We start from the raw sequence: 18085 nt of genomic DNA on the forward strand, positions 1-18085 counted from the left end.
GAGGCGTGTCGTCAGGAAGCGGGACGGCACCGATCGCGTTCGGACGAGTATCGATGACCCAGGCGATTGGCGTTCGCTCGCCATCCTTCACTGGGGGGAAAACCGCTGTGCAGCTCTCGGACGGGGAACCGCTACTTCTCGATGATCGACTCTTCGACGGCCTCGCCGAAGTGCCGTGCGGCATCCTCGAGGTAGACGAGGATTTCATCGCCGGCTTCGAGGTCGGTGACGGCCTTGCGCCCGTCACGTGTCCGGATCTTGATGGTCTCGGCGTTCTGGAGGAGCGTCTCGATGCGGTCCCCGCCCTCTGTCTCTGCCTGGACGCGGAACATCGGGCGCTTCTCTATCTTGGCGCGACCGACGATAGCCTCGCGGGTGTTGCCGTTCGCGTCGACGACCTGGACCTCGTCGCCACTCTGGAGCTCGGAGAGGTACTTCGTGCCGCCGTCGGGCGTGCGGACGTAGGCGTGAACCGCGCCGGCGTTGACGCGGAAGGGGCGGGAGGCGACGTAGGGGGACTCGGCGGTCTCGGCGTGGACGAAGAAGAGCCCGCGGGCCATCGAGCCGACGAGCATTCCCTCGTCGTGTTCCATGAGGTTGCCGGTGTCGATACAGACGCGGTCGGCCGAGCCGGTCTGCTCGACGTCGGTGACCTCGGCCCACTGCATGTCCAGGGTCTCACGGCCCATCTCGTCGCGGACCTCGACGGTGCGGCGGATCTCGTCTGGGTCGTCAGAGTCGAGCAAGACGCCGTCGGCGCCGATTTCGAGCGTCTCGTAGGCGGTGCGGGCGTCCTCGGCCGTCTGGACGCCGGTGATGAGTTCGGTCTCCTCGCCGACGCGGGCGATGAGGTTCTCCAGGGGGATGATCTGCCAGTCGTCGCCGATGACGATGGTGAACGCTGACTCGTCGGCGACGGCCTCGGCGAACTCCTCGTACTCCTTGCCGCGGATCCGGACGTAACCGCCCTGTGGGGTGGCGCTGTCCTGGCGGAGCGCCGAGAGATCCGCCGAACCGGAGAAGTCGTTGGGGAGGTCGACGGTCCCGTCGCCCTCGCCGTCCTTGCCGACGATGGTGGCGTCGGCATCGACGTCGGCGGCCTCGGCGTCCATCACGTGGACGTCGCCGCTGGAGAAGGCGGCCACGTTGACTTCGCCCAGATCCCGCACGCGGTCGACGTCGACCTCGTCGACGAGGACCCAGTCGACGCCGGCCTCCAGGCCGGCGGTGATGCGTCGCTTCCTGGCCTCCCAGTCGCCGACGGAGCTGTCGGCCTTGAGCCACACGGATCGTGTCATAGCACCACGTCTGCAGCGGCGGGGCTTGAACGTGGCGGATCCCAGGGATCAACAGACGTGCCAGCCGCCGTCGACGTGGAGGAGTTCGCCGGTGGTGTAGCCGGCGGCGTCGCTGGCGAGATAGCAGATGGCCGGCGCGACATCGGCCGGGGTGCCGGCCCGTCCCATCGGGACGTCCTTCAGGAACCCGTCGGAGTCGACGGACTCCTGTGCCTCCTCGGTCCACCCCTCGAGGAACTCCGTCGCGATCTGTCCGGGCGCGACGGCGTTGACCCGGACGCCCGTCTCGGCCAGGTCGAGGGCGGCGCCGCGGGTGAGCATCCGGACCGCGCCCTTGGTCGCGTCGTAGCCAACCTGGCCGTACTGGGCGTACGTCGAGCTGATGGAGGCGGTGTTGACGACACACCCAGGCTCGTCCCGGTCGAGCATGTCGTTGGCGGCGACCTGCGTCCCGAGCATGACGCCCCTGGCGTTGACGCGCAACATCGCGTCGAAGTCGTCCACGTCGAGGTCCCTGATCCCGCCGCCGGCGAACAGCGCGGCGTTGTTGACCATCACGTCGACGCCGCCGAGCTCGCGTGCGGCCGCGACGACGCTCTCGACGTCGTCAGAGTCCGAGACGTCGGTCTCCACGTACTCCGCAGTCCCACCGCGCTCGCGGATCAGTTCGTGAGTCGCTACTTCGGCGTCCAGATCCTTCGGCTCCTCGCGGATGTCGGCGACGACGACGGTGGCACCCGCATCGCCGAAAGCGATAGCCGTCGCACGCCCGATGCCGGAACTCCCACCGGTCACGATCACCGTCTCGCCGTCGAAGTCGAACGCCGCGTCTCCCATAGCCGAGAACAGGACTCTCGGTACCAAAACGGTGGTGCCCGGCACTGACGCCGCGACTTTACCTCGAAACACGTCTCGAATCGGGGCCAGTCACTTTCAGATATCGTGCGTAATAATTACGGTGCTGGTCCTACTGACTAGCGATAGATGCCAGATAGCACGGTGTTCGCCGTGGCAAGTGCCAAGGGAGGCGTCGGTAAAACGACGACCAGTATCAATCTTGGAACCGCACTTGCCGCCCGGGACCTCGACGTCGTCGTCGTGGAACTGGATCTCGCGATGGCGAACGTCGTGGACTTCCTCTCGCTCGACTTCGACGACGGGGCCGACCCGTCGATGCACGACGTCCTCGCTGGCGACGTCCCAGTGACGGCGGCCCTCTACGACGCCCCCGGCGGCGCGACAGTCGCACCCAGCGGCACCGCGCTCGACGCACTCGACGCCATCGACATGAGCCACCTTCCGGACGCCATCGAGACGCTCCGGGACCGCTTCGACGTCGTCGTCCTCGACACCGGCGCCGGCGTCAACAGCGCGACGACGACGGCCGTCTCGGTGGCCGACGAGACCATCCTCGTCTCCACGCCGCGGGTCGCCTCCGTCAGGGACACGGAGAAGACCCGCACCATCGTCGAGAAGCGCGGCGGCGACGTCGCCGGCCTCGTCCTCACGCAGGACGGGACCGGATCCTCGCCCGGGTCCGACCGCCTCGCCGGGTTCCTGGAGGTTCCCCTGCTCTGTACGGTCCCCCAGGACGCGTCTATCCACGAGTCACAGGACGCCGGCGTGCCCGTTGTCGAACGGCTCCCCGACTGTGACGCGGCCCGAGCGTACACCGAGGGCGCCGCAGCGCTCGCCGAGTCGCGACTCGAACCCGACGCCCCCGAGGAGTCGGCTGCCGCGGAATCCGAAACGGTCGTCGGCGGAGCCCCCGAGAGAGACGACTCCGGCGCCCACGCTCCGCCGGCCACGTCATCCACGGATTCCGGGTCTGCCGGTTCAGACTCCGAGGTCGAGCCGACCGGATCTGCCTCCCGTGCGGAGTCGACCGACGAACCCGACCAACCGACCGACGAACCCGACCAACCGACCGACGAACTGGAGACCGCACCGCCGTCGAAGGAGACGCTGGAAGCCGACGGGTGGACGTTCCCCGGCGCCGGCGACACCGAGACCACCGACGAACCCGACCGCCCGGAGATCGACGTCGTGAGTCGCGAACGGGCGAACCGGGCCGTCCGCCCGCTCACCTCCGACGGCGGCGACGCGTCGTACCTCGACGTGGACTCTGACGACCAGTCGACAGAGGACGCTAACTCTGCCCAGAAAGACGTCAGGACCTCGGACGATGCACCAGCGTCGGACGAATCAGACGGGGAGAACCCGGAAGCCGCGGACGACGCCGACGAGAACCCGGACGACGAATCCCCCGACTCGCTGGCCGGCCGGGTCACGGCGCTCCTTCGCCGTTCCGGGTAGCTATTCGCGAGGTCCTTCGTAGCGACCAACGTTCTTTCGCGACGTCAAAACAGCAAGCAGCAGAACGTCTCAGGCTTCGACGGTGAGTCCGACCTCTCGCAGCGCGTCGGCGGCCTCCGCGTCGTCGTGGACGACCTTGGAGACGGCCTGCGTGATCGCGCGCGGGTCCTCGTGCTGGAAGATAGAGCGGCCCATCGAGACGCCGGCGCCGCCGGCGTCCATCGCGCCGCGGACCATGTCGAGGGTCTCCTCGTCGGTGCCGCGCGAACCGCCGGCGATGACGACCGGGAGCGACGTCGACTCGACGACGCGCTCGAAGGTCTCCGGTGAGCCACTGTAGGCGGTCTTGACGACGTCGGCGCCGAGTTCCTCGCCCAGGCGCACGGCGTGGCCCAGGTCCTCGGCGAACAGTTCCGGGTCGTCGTCGCGGACGTCGTGGCCGCGCGCGTACGTCATCGCGAGGACGGGGAGGCCGTAGCGCTGGGCGGCGCTGGTGACCTCCGAGAGGCCCGTGATCTGGTCGGGTTCGTGGTCGGAGCCGACGTTGATGTGGAACGAGACGGCGTCGGCGCCGGCGCGGATGGCGTCCTCGACGGTGCCGGTCGGACGCTTGTCGGCCTCGTCGGGGCCGATGGTCGTCGAGCCGTTGAGGTGGACGATGTAGCCCGCGCCGCCGAGGTTGGGGTGGACCCGATCCGCGACGCCGCGCTGGGTGAGGACGGCGTCGGCGCCCCCGTCGGTGATGTCCGAGACTGTCGATTCGAGGTCCACGAGACCGTCCACTGCGCCCATCGTGACGCCGTGGTCCATCGGGACGACGAGGTACTTCCCGCCTGTCCCGATCCGGTCGAGTCGTGCAGATTTGCCAGCGGTCATGTTGTGATAGAGTGTGGCAAGTACGATTATTTGTGTTCCGGTTGCGGCCGTTCCCGTCCGCCGCGGAGCGCACCGTCTTTCAGTTCCCGCGCCTTCGCTTCGAGGCGGTCGGCGACGTCCGCGACGGCGTCGCCGTTCTCGTGGCCCTCGGCGATGATGTCGACCAGCGCGCTGCCGACGATGACGCCGTCGGCGCCCGCCGAGACGATCCGCTCGGCGTGGTCGCCGGTCTTGATGCCGAAGCCGACGGCCTTCGGGACGTCCCACTGGGACAGTCGGGCCAGCGACTGTTCGGTGTGGTCCGAGACGTCGTCGCGCGCGCCCGTCACGCCCAGGCGAGCCTGGACGTAGACGTAGCCCGAGACGTGCTCCATCATTCGTTCGAGGCGCTCGCCCTCGGTCGTCGGCGCGACGATGAACACCAGGTCGAGGCCGAACTCGTCGCAGGCCGCCCGGAGCGGTCCCGCCTCTTCGGCGGGGAGGTCGGGCACGACGAAGCCCTGGATACCGACCTCGGCTGCTTTCTCGACGAAGGGCCGGGGCCCTTCACCAGATCCGTACTGGTAGATCAGGTTGTAGTAGGTCATACAGACCAGCGGCACGTCGACGTCCAGGTCTTCGACGAACTCGAAGAATCGCTCGGGCGTCATGCCCGCTTCCAGCGACCGGACGACGGCCTCCTGGATGGTCGGCCCCTCGGCGATGGGCTCCGAGAACGGCAGGCCGAGTTCGACGACGTCGGCGCCGCCGCGGGCCAGCGCTTCGACGTACTCGATGGACGAGTCGTAGTCCGGGTCGCCCGCCGCGAGGTACGGGACGAAGGCGGGTTCGTCGGCGAAGACCTGCTCCAGGCTCATCGGCTCTCACCTCCGGTGAGAACGATGAGGTCGAAGCGCGTTCCGCGTGCTTCGGAACTCATAGGCCACCTCCGACTTCGCGGAAGACGGAGAGGTCGGGCGCCGAGTCGAGGTCACGCTTCGACGTCTCCTCGATGACGGTCTCCAGGTCCTTGTCGCCGCGGCCGGAGACGTTGACGACGACGGAGTCGCCGAGCTCGTCGTGGTGCTCGTGGAGGAACCCGAGCGCGTGACTCGACTCCAGCGCGGGGATGATCCCCTCCTCCTGCGAGAGGCGGTGGAAGGCGTCGAGCGCCGCGTCGTCGTCCACGTTGACGGCCTGGACTCGCTTCTCGTCGACGAGGTGGGCGAGTTCCGGGCCGACGCCTGCGTAGTCCAGGCCCGCCGAGACGCTGTGGGACTCCATGATCTGGCCGTGAGAGTCCTGGAGGAGCTTGGTGCGCGCGCCGTGGAGGACGCCCTCGTCGCCCGTCGACAGCGACGCGGAGTTGGGGGCGACGCCCTTCTCCTCGTCCACCGAGAGCGAGGAGCCGCCGGCCTCGACGGCGTAGAGGTCGACCCCTTCGTCGTCGACGAAGTTCGCGAACGCGCCCATCGTGTTCGACCCGCCGCCGGCGCAGGCGAGCACCGAGTCGGGCAGGGAACCGATCTTTTCCTGCGCCTGCTCCCTGGCTTCCTCGCTGATGACGGCCTGGAAGTCCCGGACCATCGCGGGGAAGGGAGCCGGGCCGACGACGCTCCCGATGACGTAGTGGGTCGTCTCGACGGTGGTCGCCCAGTCCCGCATCGTCTCCGAGATGGCCTCCTTGAGCGTGCCCCGTCCCGTCGTCACCGGATTGACCTCGGCACCGTTGATCCGCATCCGGAAGACGTTGGGTCGCTGGCGGGCGATGTCGGTCTCGCCCATGTATATCTCGCAGGGCATCCCGAGGTGGGCACACGCCATCGCCGTCGCGGTGCCGTGCTGGCCCGCGCCCGTCTCGGCGATGATGCGCTCCTTGCCCATGTACTTCGCCAGCAGGACCTGCCCGAGGGCGTTGTTGAGCTTGTGGGCGCCGCCGTGGACCAGGTCCTCGCGCTTGAGGTAGACGTCGGTGTCGTAGCGCTCGGAGAGCTGTTCGGCGTACTGCAGCGGCGTGGGGCGCCCGCCGAAGTCCGCCAGCCGCTCGCGGAACTCGTCCACGAAACCGTCCTCGTTGTCGAGCACGTACCGCTCGTACGCGTCGGTCAGTTCTTCGATGGCGGGCATCAGCGCCTCTGGGACGTACTGGCCGCCGTAGTCGCCGAAGGTGGATTCGCTACTCATGTTGTCTCCGTCGTCGTCAGTTCGCGCGTGTTCTCGGTCACGTCGCCACCGTCGGACTCGCTCCGCTCGTCCGACGAGCCTCCGGTCACTTTGCTCCCGGAGACACCCATGATCGCCGACCCGACGAGCAGGGCATCGGCGCCGGCCGCGCGCATCCGCGCGACGTCGTCGGGCGTCGCTATGCCGCTCTCCGCTATCAGGGTGACGTTCTCCGGAACCGAAGGTGCAACGTCCTCGAACGTCCCCAGGTCGACTTCAAGTTCGCCGAGGTCCCGGTTGTTGACGCCGATTATCTCCGCGCCCGCGTCGATGGCTTCCTCGACTTCCGCAGCGGTGTGGGTCTCGACGAGCACCTGGAAACCACGCTCACGCGCCGCCTCGAGGAGGTCAGCCAGGTCGTCTGTGTTCTCCTCGTGGAGGAACCGAACGATCAGCAGGACAACGTCAGATTCGACGACGTCCAGTTGCTCCTCGTGCAGCACGAAGTCCTTTCGCAGCACTGGAACGTCGACGGCGGCGCGCACGCGCTCGAGCGTCTCCGGCGACCCGCCGAAGTGGTCCGGCTCGGTCAGCACCGACAGCGCGGCCGCGCCGCCTGCGACCATCTGCTCGGCGAGTTCGACCGGGTCGTCGGTCCGCTCGCCGTCGGTCGTCGGACTCGTCGGTTTCACTTCGGCGACGACCGGCACTCTGCCGTCCGCCTCGGCGGCCTCGAACGCCCCCGGGAGCGACTGCGCGTCGACGGAGACCCGGCCCTCGGCGCCGCCCCGCTCGCGCGCGGCGTCGAGTATCGACCGGACCGCCGGTGCTATCTCACCCTCACTGGAGTTCATTACCGAACACTAACGTACAGATATGTACATAAGGGTTGCGACACCGCGCCGGACGAACTGCGCTAGTGAAGCCCTCTGGGAACACGCAAATCTTGAAGGTCCACGGTCCCGACCCGATACTATGGAAGACGCGGGGATCTACGCGCGCGAGTCGGCGTATCTCGACCGGTTCGTCCAGATCGGAGCGGCGGGCGAGAAGGTCATCAGCTGTTCGTTTCCCGTCACGCCCGACGAGGAGGCCACGGACGGCCACCCGGTGCTCGAGCGGATCGACGCCTACCTCCAGGGCGCCGAGGACAGCTTCGCCGACGCCCAGATCGGACTCACAGTGCCGACGGACTACCGCAACGTGCTCGAAGCGGTCCGCGAGATACCGTACGGCGAACAGGGGAGCGTCCAGCAGGTCGCCCAGATGGCCGCCGGCCTCGACCCGAACGAGGACGAGGACCTGATCACCGTCCGCGAGGCGCTGGCGGACAATCCGATCCCGCTGCTCATCCCCGACCACCGCGTCCGCGACGGGCCGAGCGGCGCGCCGCCGGAAGTCGAACAGAAACTGCGGTCCCTCGAAGACCTCTGAGTACCGTGCGGACTGTCGTTTTCTATCGGGGTCGCGACTGACTGCGCTGGTAGAGGTACAGTACGAACGCGGCGAGCAGCGCGACCGTCCCGAGCAGCGAGATAGCGCCGTTGACGGGAACGATTTCGAGCGTCGCCAGTCCCTCGTAGCCGATAGTGACGCCGGCGACGAGGAACGCTACACCGGTCACGACGGCGAGGATGTTCGTCTCGCGCCGGTCTCTCGCTCGCTGGATCACGTAGACGGACGCCGGGATAACCAGCGCGGCGAGCAGCAGGTCGGCGGCCGCGGTGGCGAGGACGCTTCCCGTGACGTACTGGATGAGGAACAGCGCGAGGTAGACGACGAGGGCGGCCAGGATGATCCGTCGCTGGGTCGGCGTTTCGATGTCGAAGGGGTCGGCCATTGCCAGGTGGTGGGGACGGTCCGTGTTAAACGTGTTCGGAACCGCGGCCGACGCCGAGGCCCTCGTGGACGACCAGTTCCAGCGCGTTGACGAGGTAGTGGGCCACCACGACGACCAGCAGGCTCTCGGTGAGGACGAACCCCGCCGCGAGCGCGAAGCCGAGCGTGCCCGTCACGACGACGCCGACGCGCCCCTGTGCACCGTGGGCGACACCGAAGGCGAGCGACGAGACGACGGCGGGCAGCCACGGCGAGATACCGAAGCCGGCCGCCACGGCGCCGACGGCGGCCGCCCGGAAGATGAACTCCTCGACGAACGCGATGGTCGGGAGCACGACGCCGAGCAGCAGCACCCACCCGCCGAGCGAGTCGGGCGCCAGCATCGCCCGGAGGGACTCGTCGTAGCCCGCGCCGGTGGCGTCGGCCACCCGACCGGCCGTCTCGTTCCCCAGCCAGAGGACGACGCCGAACGCGACGCCGACGGCGATGCCGAGCGCGCCGGACGACAGCGGTGCCCCGCCGACGCCGAGTGCGGCGACGGGTATCTGGAAGTAGAACGCGCCAGCGGCGAGCAGGCCGCCGAAGACGCCCTGCGTGAGCGCGACGTTCGCCAGGAGCGCGCCGGTCGTGAGTTCGAGCCCGTCGACGTGGACGCGGCCGCCCGACGCGACGTCGGACCCGCGTCGTTCGAACCGCGGGATAACGGGGTCGGTCCGATGGTCGCCGCGGGTCGTCGTGCCGCCGAACGGGCGCGACCTGTTGCCGTTCGAGACTGTAGAGCGGTCGCTGACGACTGACTGTGAGAGCCGAGCCAAAACGAGTAATAATGTCACGACGACGCCGGTGAGGCCGACGAATGCGGCCCACCTGGTCACGATTCTACTGCGGGCTGGGACTGCCGCCGCCGACTTCCCGCTGTTCGAGGGCCTTGCCCGTGATGGACTTGAGCCGGTCGACCAGCGAGTCCTTCTCGGGTTCGCCGGCGAGCGCGACGTCGAGGACCTCGCTGATGTGGGAGACCGGGATGATCTCGATCTGGTCCTCGTACTCCTCTTCGATCATCACGTCCTGCTCGTTCGCCTTGGGGATGATGACCGTGTCGAGGCCGGACTTTGCCGCGGCCTCGATCTTGTGGGTGACGCCGCCGACCGGGAGCACGTCGCCCCGGACCGACAGGGAGCCGGTCATGGCGAGGTGCTGTTCGATCGGGATGTCCTCCAGGGCGCTGATGACGGCGGTCGCTACCGTGATGGAGGCGGAGTCGCCGTCGACGCCGCCTTCACCGGCCTGGACGAACTGGATGTGGATGTCCTTCTCCGAGATGTCCTCGTCGGAGAACTTCTTGATGATCGCCGAGACGTTCTGGACGGCCTCTTCGGCCATCTCCTTGAGCTGCCCGGTAGCGATGACCTGGCCGGGCCCCTGTGACGGGGCGACTTCGGCCATGACGGGGAGGACGATGCCGCTGTCCTCGCCCATGACTGCGAGTCCGTTGACGCGTCCGATGACGTCGCCCTGGTTGACCGTGAGCTCGTAGTCCTTGCGGCGCTCGATGTAGTCGTCGGCGAGCTGTTGCTCGATGGAGCGACTGCGGCTCTTGGCCTGGAGGACGTCGTCGCGGGTGGTCATCTCCTGGTCCTCGGCGCGGGCGATGTCGCCAGCGACGCGGACGAGGCCGCCGAGTTCGCGCAGCTTGAGGGTCAGGTGACCCTTGCGGCCGGCACGGCGGCGGGCCTCGAGGATGACTTCCTCGATGGCGTCCCGGGTGAAGTGGGGCAGGCGCCCGTCCTTCTCGACCTCCTGGGCGATGAAGCGGGCGAGCTTGCGGCGCATCTCGGGGGTGTCCTCGATGGTGTCGTCCATGTACACCTCGTACCCGTACCCCTTGATACGGGAGCGCAGCGCGGGGTGCATGTTCTCCATGGCGTCGAGGTTCCCCGCCGCGACCATCGTGAAGTCACAGGGGACGGGTTCGGTCTGGACCATCGCGCCCGAGGAGCGCTCGGACTGGCCCGTGATGGAGAACTCGCCCTCCTGGATGGCCGTCATCAGCTTCTGCTGGCTGCGGACGTCGAGCGTGTTGATCTCGTCGATGAACAGCACGCCCTTGTTGGCCTCGTGGATGTTGCCCGACTCCACGCGGTCGTGGCTCGGGGTCTCCATCCCGCCGGACTGGAACGGGTCGTGGCGAACGTCGCCCAGTAGCGCACCGGCGTGGGCGCCCGTCGCGTCCTTGAACGGCGCGGTCTGCTGGTTCGCCGTGTTGATCAGGAGGTTCGGGATCATCGCGTCGTTGCCACGGGAGCCGTAGCGGAACGCGAGGTAGATGACACCGGCCGCGAGGATGCCCAGCAGGATCTGCTGGACGATGATCAGCGCGTAGCCGATGACGATGGCGATGATGATCCACATCAGGAAGGTCCGCATCTGGTTGCGCTTGCGGGCCTCCTCCTTGTGGGCGTCGACGATCTGTTCGCCCTTGCCCGCGGGGACGGTGCGGACCTTCGGCTCGTTGCCGTCGTCGGGGTTGTGGTAGACGAGAACGTCCTGCAGTTCTTCTTTCGGCAGCAACTGGCTCATCGCTTTGGCCAGCATCGACTTGCCCGTCCCGGGCGAGCCGATCATCATGACGTGCCGGCGTTGCTTGGCGGCCTTTTTGATGACGTCACGGGCGTGGTCCTGCCCGATGACCTGGTCGACGAGGCGGTCCGGGACCTCGATGTCTTCGGTGGACTCGACCTCGAGTCCACCGAGGACGCCGGCCTCCTCGGCCTCGTCGAACGTCGCTTCGCCCTCGAGTTCGACTTCGCTCCCCAGGTCGGGCTGGTCACCCGACTCGGGGGCGTCGTCGGCCTCGTCGACGAAGCCGTCGTCCGCCGTCTCCCGGTCCTCCTCGGCCGGGACGACGACGTCGCTACCGGACTCCTCGTCCGGTGTGGGCTCGGTCACCTCCCGCTCGGAGTCGGGAGTGTCGTCAGTGTCTCTATTGTCGCTCATAGAACGGTTGCTAACATCGGATCGGAAGGACTGTCCACTGATATACTTTCTCCCCTCGCGCCGCTCCGAATGGGGTGCATAACCGCCGTACTCCGGCCCAACGACCGTCTCGGTGGGCGCCTGCCGAAACACTCGTCGCCTTTTTTAGACGCGGCGCCGGAGAGGGAGTATGCGCGGGTTCTACATCGGACGCTTCCAGCCCTACCACAACGGCCATCACACGATGGTCTCGACCATCGCCGAGGAGGTGGACGAGCTCGTCCTCGGCATCGGGAGTGCGGGCGACTCTCACTCCGCCCACGACCCCTTCACCGCGGGTGAGCGCATCATGATGATCACCAAGGCCGTCCGCGAGTACGAGCGCGAGGACGACCTCGTGACCTACGTCGTCCCCATCGAGGACCTCAACCGCAACTCCGTCTGGGTGAGCCACGTCCAGAGCATGAGTCCGAGCTTCGACGTCGCCTACTCGAACAACCCCCTGGTCGTCCAGCTGTTCGAGGAGGCCGGTATCGAAGTCCGCCAGTCGAGCATGTTCGAGCGCGACCGCCTGGAGGGCAGCGACATCCGCCAGCGGATGATCGACGGCGAGACCTGGCGCGACCGGGTCCCCGACGCCGTCGTCGAGACTATCGAGGAGATAAACGGCATCCAGCGCCTCCGCACCGTCGCGGAAGACGACGTCGTCGAGCGCTGGGAGGCCAAGAACGGCTCGGGCGGGGAGAGCGTCCACCGCGACGACCACTGAGCGATGATCACGCTCAGCTCCGACTTCGGGTCGCCGTATCCTGCAGCGATGAAGGGCGTCGTGCTCCAGCAGTCCGACGCCCGCCTCGTCGACGTGGCCCACGACTTCCCCCGGCAGGACGTCCGCGCGACCGCGTTCTGGCTCCGCGAGGTCCTCCCGCACTTTCCGCCCGCGGTCCACCTCGTCGTCGTCGACCCAGGCGTCGGCACCGACCGGGCGGCCGTCGTCGTCCGCGCCGGCGACCACGCCCTCGTCGGGCCGGACAACGGCGTGCTCCTCCCGGCAGCGCGGGCACTCGCAGCCGGCGCCGATAGCGGCGGTGACGACGGCGACGCGGCCGACCTCGACGCGGCCGACGTCGAAATCTTCCAGATCGCCGTCGACGACCCCCAGAGCAGCACGTTCCACGGCCGCGACGTGTTCGCCCCGGCCGCAGCTACCGTCCACGAGGCGGGCGTCGACCACTTCCACGAGGACGACGGCTTCGCCCCCGCCGACTCTTTCGAGGACCTGCAGTTCCCGACGGCGACCGTGAGCGACCTGGGCGCCAGCGGCGAGGCGCTGGTCGTCGACGGCTTCGGCAACGTCGTCACCAACGTCCCGGGCGACGCCGTCGCCGGCCGGTTCGGCGAGCAGGTCCGGATCAACGGCGAGCCGGCGCCGGTCCGCAGGACGTACGCTCACGTGGACCCGGGCGACCGGCTCGTCACCGTCGGGAGCCACGGCAACGTGGAACTCGCGGTCAACCGCGGACGGGGCGACGAGGCGTTCCGCGTCGACCCGGGCTCGCGCGTAGAACTCGAGTACTGAGGAGGAGGAGGGAGAGGCGTCTACTGCAGGTCTACGGCGTCGAGGCTGTACGTCGCGACCTCTCGGGGCTGTTCGTCGAGCAGTTCCGCGGCGCGCGAGGCCGTCCGGAACGTCTCGCTTCCCGCGTAGGGCATCGCGTACGCGGCGTCGACGTCGGTCCCGGCGTCGTGGGATCCGGACAGCGAGAGGCCGTCGTCGAGGAACCTGTCGCGCCGGAGCCCGTAGCACAGCGCGACCGGGTCGGTTCCGACCGCCGTGGCGCTCACGTCCGCCGGTGATTTCGGCGTCCCCGTCCCGTCCTCGATTCCCGGGAGGCTCCCTCCCTCGGAGAGTCCCGTGCCGTGGAGCCAGAGGTCGAAGTGGTTGCGCCGGTCGAACCCCTCGCGTCGCTCGGCCGACTGCAGGTCTCGAATCGCGTCGAGCGAATCGGGATGCCGGAGTCCGTGGAGCGACGGTGGCTCCGCCCGCTCGATGGGAACGCTCAGTTGCCGAGTGTCACCAGGGACGAGCGAGGCCCGTTCGTTGCTCGCGCCGAGCGCGAACCGCTCGACCGGCGCGTCGCCGGCCAGCAGCGACGCGGCCTCGTGTTCCGCGACGTACGCGTCGGGGTCACAGGGCATCGCGAGCGCGTCGCGGAGGGTCGTCTCCTCGGCGTCGGTGCCCGACTCGATCCGGAGGGCGAGCGCGCCGCCGTCGAGCCACCGGTCCCGCCGGAGGCCGCGAACGACGGCGACGTTCCCGTCTGGCCCGCCCCCGTAGGGGTACTCACCGTCGACGTAGCCGTCGACGTCGCGGAGGAACGTCCATCCGTCGCGGTCCTTCGCCCGCACGCGACGGTCGTAAAAGGAGAACGCGTCGCCGCGGAGCCAGAGGTCGAACCGGTCGGCGGGGTCGAACCCTGACCGGGTGGAGTGCGTCGAGAGCCAGGCGTACTGGAGGCGGTCGCGGGCGACGGTTCCGGTCGTGACCGGTTCGTCGACGTCGACGTCGGGTTCGTTCGGTACGAACGGGTCGAACCCCTGTTCCGTGGGAGCGTACCTGGACCGCCCGTACCAGCCGAGGCCGGCCGCACCCGCTTCGAGCGAAGCTCGGAGGTTCGAGCGGAGAGACTGTTTGCTCGGCGTGTGGTTCGGATTGACCGTGTGTGCCTGGCCGAGATAGAAGACGGGGCTCCCACCGAGGGCGTCGCTGGCGTTTCCGACGAGGCTCCGAACCGCGTCGTCTGCCGGGCCGGGTCCGACGTCTTTCTCGTACCAGCCCCGGTAGAAGTCGAGGAACGCGAAGTCCGGCGTAGCCCCCCGGTCGGCGATACGGTCGGTCAACGTCCGGAACACCTCGGGATTCTTCGAGTCGACGACGTAGGGGAAGTGGACGAAGATGCCCACGTCCCGGTCGGTGGTCGCCTCCGAGACGACTCGCTTCTGGTCCGCGAAGATGCGCGGGCCGTGTTCGAGGAGGTTGTCGACCGCCGCGTCCGTCCACGCGCCGCCCTCGACCCACTGGCCCATCACCGGCGCCTCCTCCCAGAGGACGACACGGCCGGCGTCGGTCAGGTCGTCGTAGACTCCGCAGACCGCCGCGAGCCGGTCCAGATGCGCGCGGCGTGCGTCAGCATCGGCGACGAACTCGTCCGCAGCGAGTTCGGTCAGCATCCCCACCCGCAGCCAGACGTCCAACCCGGCGGCCGTCGCCTCGGTCATGGCTCGCCGGACCGTCCGTTCCCGCGACTCCCAGTTCGCCGACCGGACGGCCAGCACCACCGCGAGGTCGTGCCGACGGGCGAACGCGTAGCCGTTGGCCCGGAGCCGGTCGTGGTCCAGCGCCGTCCCGTGCATCCACAGGAAGTCCTCGCGCCGGTCCGACTCGGCCCCGTCCGCGACTCGTGGCACGCCGTCAGATCGCATGGAGTCGTCGACGAGGGCGCTCCCCATCAGCGACACCGCGCCGAGCGCGCCGGCGGCCTGGAGGTAGGTTCGTCGCGTGGTGGAGGTCGGGGCGTCGCGCCGGTCCGTCGTTCGTGATGAATCAGGCATGGAAGTGGCGGAAAGCGGGGGCGATATTCCGGGACTGCGGCCGGTTCGGAGGACGGCCCCGGTCGTATTGGTCCGTCAACACGTTCGGCGACGACGGGCTTGAGTCTTGGGCCCAGCAGGTGGAAATCACCGATGGATTTTTGTGCTTTAGGCCCACCTAAACTGATGTGTGCCGCGGAAGCCGGTACACGCCGGGCGACGCTTGCGAGACAGCGCACCGTTTCCGAACACCCGCGCGGCGGCCACAGTTACCGTGGGCATCCCGTCGCGCGCGTCTGTCCCCCTTTCCCGTGAGTACTCGACGCTAGAGGTCGCTGACTGCGACGAAAAATAGAGCCGCTCGACCGATCAGCTCGCGTCGGAATCTCCGCGAGCCGCAGCCTCGCGATGAACCGCTCGACCGATCAGCTCGCGGTCGGATCTCCGCCAGCTGCAGTCTCGCGATGAACCGCTCGACCGATCAGCTCGCGGAGATGACGTCGTCGATGCGTGCGATCATCGTCGCGGCCTCGGTGGCGCTCTCGACGGCCTCGCGCTTGACCGCGGCGGGGTCGAGGACGCCGTAGTCGATGGGGTCGTCGATGACGCCGGTCTGGCCCTCGCTGATGATGCCGGCGCGGCCCTCCTGCTCGTGCAGGCTGCGCAGGTCGACGAGCGCGTCGATGGGGTCCATCCCGGTGTTCTCGGCCAGCGTGCGCGGGAGTACGTCGAGGGCGTCCGCGAAGGCCTCGACGGCCAGCTGCTTGCGGCCCTCGATGCCGGCGGTCTCGCTGCGGACGTAGTCGGCGACGGCGATCTCCGTGGCGCCGGCGCCGGGGACGACGCCGCCCTTGTCGAGGGCGGCCGTCACGACGTCGAGCGCGTCGTTGAGCGCGCGTTCGAGCTCGTCGGTGACGTGTTCGGTGCCGCCGCGGGCGAAGACCGTGACGGACTCGGCGGTCGCGCCGCCGGTGACGAAGGTGAGGTCGTCGTCGCCGTACTTCTCGACGCTGACGTCGTCGGCTGCGCCGATGTCCTCGTCTTCGAGCGTGTCGACGCTACCGACGCGGTTGGCGTCGGTGGCGTTGACGATGGCCTGCACGTCGTCGTCGCCGACGCTGTCGAAGGCGACGACGCCGGCCTTGGCGAGGTGGGCGGCGACGCGGTCGTCGACGTCGCCGGTGACGAAGACGACGTCGACGCCGGTGTCGACGAGCTCCTCGGCGTAGCCCTGGAGCTCCGACTCCTCGGCCTCGATGGCGGCGTTGAGCTGGTCGACGCTGGAGACGTTGTACTCGGCGTCGATGTTGCTCTCGCGTACCTCCAGGTCGGCGTCGACGACGCCGATAGCGGCGTTCTGGACGGAGCGGGGCATGTTCTCGTGGACGGGCTCTTCCTCGATGACGACGCCCTCGATGAGGTCCGTCGCGGAGGAGGAGGACCCGGTCTGGGTCCGGACGACGATGTTGTCGCGCACGATGCCGTCGTCGCTGTCGGCGTGTCTGACGGCCTCGACGACCGTCTCGGCCAGTGCGTGGGCCGCGACGTCGCCGGTTCCCTTGCCGGTCATGGAGGACTCGGCGACCTTCTCGAGGATCTCGTCGTCGAGTTCGTCGTCGAGTACCTCCTCGTCGATGGCCTCCTGGGCGAGTTCGGCGGCCTGGGAGTAGCCCTCGACGATGGTCGTTGCGTGGACGTCGTCGTCGAGCAGGTCCTCGGCCTTCGCGAGGAGCTGTCCGGTGAGTACGGACGCCGTCGTCGTGCCGTCGCCGACCTCGTCTTCCTGGGTCTGGGCGACTTCGACGATCATCTGGGCGGCGGGGTGCTCGATGTCCATCTCCTGGAGGATGGTCGCGCCGTCGTTCGTGATGACGACGTCGCCCGAGTCGGAGACGAGCATCTTGTCCATGCCACGGGGGCCCAGTGTCGTCCGGACGGACTCACTGACGGCCTTTCCGGCGGCGATGTTCGAACTCTGTGCGTCCTTCCCGTGCGTCCGCTGGGTGTCCTCGTCGAGGATGAAGAGGGGCTGGCCACCCATGCGTCGCTGACCGGACTGTGACATAGCTGTATACCTCACTCAAAACATCGTTAGCGGTTCTATATAAAGCTTTCCGATCGGGCGGGCGAGACGGCGTGCGACACCCGGACGAGAACCGTCGTTCGCCGGCTGCGCTGCCGATGGTTTAATACAGCGATACCGCATCACTCGGACCATGCTGGAGCTGGAGCACGGATTTCGCGTGGTCGACGTCCACGCGCGCCTGGAGCCCGACGAGTCCCGCCGTCCCCGCGACGGCATCGGCGACCCGGAGCGACTGGAGCGGGAGATGCACCAGGCGGGCGTCGTCCGCGCGGTGGTCTACCCGGGCGACCGGGAGGGGAGCTATCTCAAGGCCAACAACGGCGTGGCCCGGATGAGCGTCGGTCGCCCGATGGTCGCGTTCGCCCGTATCAACGGCTCGCGCGAGGCCGGCACCGACGCCGGGTCACGGCTAAAGAACCTCGCGGCCCGGCGCGGGGAGGACCACACCTCCCCCGACGACGTCGAGAAGTACGCCTACGACGACCGCTTCGCCGGCTTCGAACTCCACCCCTCTCGTGACGGGCTCCCCGACGAGGCGGTCATGGCGGAGCTGGAGTCCGTCGGCAAGCCGCTCATCGTCCACGGCGGCCTGGAATTCCCGCCCGAGGCCGTCGAACGCCACCTCCTGCAATACGACCTGCCAGTCATCCTCGGGCACTTTGGCGCGCATCCGCTCCAGCGCGACCTGATGCACGAGTCCATCGACCTGCTGGACGCCTACGAACAGTGCTACCTGGACACGAGCGTCGTTCGATACCGGGAGCCGCTCGAACGCGCGATCATCGAACATCCCGACAGAGTGCTGTTCGGCAGCGGCGCACCGAGCGCCCATCCCAACGTCGCCGTCATGGAGATTCTCACCCTCGACGTCCCGGAGGACGCGATGAAGAAGGTGTTCTCGAAGAATCCCGTCCGCGTCGTCGAGGAACTCGCGCCGTAGAATTCTGGGATCGAGCGGTCG

Annotated in this window: 16 protein-coding genes; 5 read left to right on the forward strand and 11 right to left on the reverse strand. The window is 68.3% G+C overall.

The features are described from left to right. Positions 1 to 131: 131 nt before the first annotated feature. Together BM337_RS12450 and BM337_RS12455 are read right to left on the reverse strand one after the other, a co-directional pair. On the reverse strand, positions 132 to 1298 hold the full coding sequence (locus BM337_RS12450; RefSeq protein WP_089816917.1) for a 3-dehydroquinate synthase II: 1167 nt from the start codon (positions 1296 to 1298) through the stop codon (positions 132 to 134). Positions 1299 to 1346: 48 nt separating this feature from the next. After that, a complete protein-coding gene (locus BM337_RS12455; protein WP_089816918.1) occupies positions 1347 to 2135 on the reverse strand; it encodes an SDR family NAD(P)-dependent oxidoreductase in 789 nt (262 codons plus the stop codon). A gap of 147 nt (positions 2136 to 2282) precedes the next feature. On the opposite strand from BM337_RS12455, the gene BM337_RS12460 reads away from it, so the two are divergent. Then, complete coding sequence (locus BM337_RS12460) at positions 2283 to 3614, forward strand: P-loop NTPase (protein ID WP_089816919.1); 1332 nt, start codon at positions 2283 to 2285, stop codon at positions 3612 to 3614. 69 nt (positions 3615 to 3683) lie between these two features. Here the strand turns inward: BM337_RS12460 and BM337_RS12465 are convergent, their stop codons facing one another. From BM337_RS12465 to trpC, 4 genes are read right to left on the reverse strand one after another with little or no spacing between them, the layout of a single operon-like run. Beyond that, the gene (locus BM337_RS12465; protein ID WP_089816920.1) at positions 3684 to 4490 is read right to left on the reverse strand and encodes a 2-amino-3,7-dideoxy-D-threo-hept-6-ulosonate synthase; all 807 of its coding nucleotides are present in this window, start codon (positions 4488 to 4490) and stop codon (positions 3684 to 3686) included. A 26-nt stretch (positions 4491 to 4516) separates the two neighbouring features. Beyond that, positions 4517 to 5347, reverse strand: a complete 831-nt coding sequence (gene trpA, locus BM337_RS12470; protein WP_089816921.1) for a tryptophan synthase subunit alpha — start codon at positions 5345 to 5347, stop codon at positions 4517 to 4519. Positions 5348 to 5405: 58 nt separating this feature from the next. Then, positions 5406 to 6653, reverse strand: a complete 1248-nt coding sequence (gene trpB / locus BM337_RS12475; protein ID WP_089816922.1) for a tryptophan synthase subunit beta — start codon at positions 6651 to 6653, stop codon at positions 5406 to 5408. Next, positions 6650 to 7486 carry an indole-3-glycerol phosphate synthase gene (trpC, locus tag BM337_RS12480; protein ID WP_089816923.1) on the reverse strand — a complete coding sequence of 279 codons (837 nt, stop codon included), beginning with the start codon at positions 7484 to 7486 and terminating at the stop codon, positions 6650 to 6652. The genes trpB and trpC overlap by 4 nt, the downstream gene beginning before the upstream one ends. A gap of 121 nt (positions 7487 to 7607) precedes the next feature. On the opposite strand from trpC, the gene BM337_RS12485 reads away from it, so the two are divergent. Next, entirely contained in the window at positions 7608 to 8066 is a 459-nt protein-coding gene (locus BM337_RS12485; protein ID WP_089816924.1) for an MGMT family protein, read from the forward strand. A 22-nt stretch (positions 8067 to 8088) separates the two neighbouring features. Here BM337_RS12485 and BM337_RS12490 read toward each other — a convergent pair whose 3' ends face one another. Genes BM337_RS12490 through lonB form a run of 3 tightly spaced genes read right to left on the reverse strand, consistent with a single transcriptional unit; the run spans position 8089 to position 11468 of the window. Next, a complete protein-coding gene (locus BM337_RS12490; protein ID WP_089816925.1) occupies positions 8089 to 8472 on the reverse strand; it encodes a hypothetical protein in 384 nt (127 codons plus the stop codon). 25 nt (positions 8473 to 8497) lie between these two features. Further along, a complete protein-coding gene (locus tag BM337_RS12495; protein WP_089816926.1) occupies positions 8498 to 9346 on the reverse strand; it encodes a CPBP family intramembrane glutamic endopeptidase in 849 nt (282 codons plus the stop codon). A gap of 4 nt (positions 9347 to 9350) precedes the next feature. Then, a complete protein-coding gene (gene lonB / locus BM337_RS12500; protein WP_089816927.1) occupies positions 9351 to 11468 on the reverse strand; it encodes an ATP-dependent protease LonB in 2118 nt (705 codons plus the stop codon). Between the two features lie 169 nt (positions 11469 to 11637). On the opposite strand from lonB, the gene BM337_RS12505 reads away from it, so the two are divergent. Further along, positions 11638 to 12216 (forward strand): nicotinamide-nucleotide adenylyltransferase, encoded by a 579-nt coding sequence (locus BM337_RS12505; protein WP_089816928.1) that lies wholly within the window; start codon positions 11638 to 11640, stop codon positions 12214 to 12216. Positions 12217 to 12219: 3 nt separating this feature from the next. Next, positions 12220 to 13026, forward strand: coding sequence for an SAM hydrolase/SAM-dependent halogenase family protein (locus BM337_RS12510; protein WP_089816929.1), 807 nt, complete (start codon positions 12220 to 12222; stop codon positions 13024 to 13026). A gap of 20 nt (positions 13027 to 13046) precedes the next feature. Here BM337_RS12510 and BM337_RS12515 read toward each other — a convergent pair whose 3' ends face one another. Both BM337_RS12515 and thsA read right to left on the reverse strand, forming a co-directional pair. Beyond that, entirely contained in the window at positions 13047 to 15059 is a 2013-nt protein-coding gene (locus BM337_RS12515; protein ID WP_089816930.1) for a hypothetical protein, read from the reverse strand. Between the two features lie 460 nt (positions 15060 to 15519). Next, on the reverse strand, positions 15520 to 17079 hold the full coding sequence (gene thsA / locus BM337_RS12520; protein ID WP_089816931.1) for a thermosome subunit alpha: 1560 nt from the start codon (positions 17077 to 17079) through the stop codon (positions 15520 to 15522). 175 nt (positions 17080 to 17254) lie between these two features. Between thsA and BM337_RS12525 the strand changes: the two genes are divergently transcribed. Beyond that, the gene (locus BM337_RS12525) at positions 17255 to 18064 is read left to right on the forward strand and encodes an amidohydrolase family protein (RefSeq protein WP_089816932.1); all 810 of its coding nucleotides are present in this window, start codon (positions 17255 to 17257) and stop codon (positions 18062 to 18064) included. Positions 18065 to 18085 lie beyond the last annotated feature (21 nt).

The sequence above is a fragment of the Halomicrobium zhouii genome (genome assembly GCF_900114435.1).
GTDB lineage: Archaea > Halobacteriota > Halobacteria > Halobacteriales > Haloarculaceae > Halomicrobium > Halomicrobium zhouii.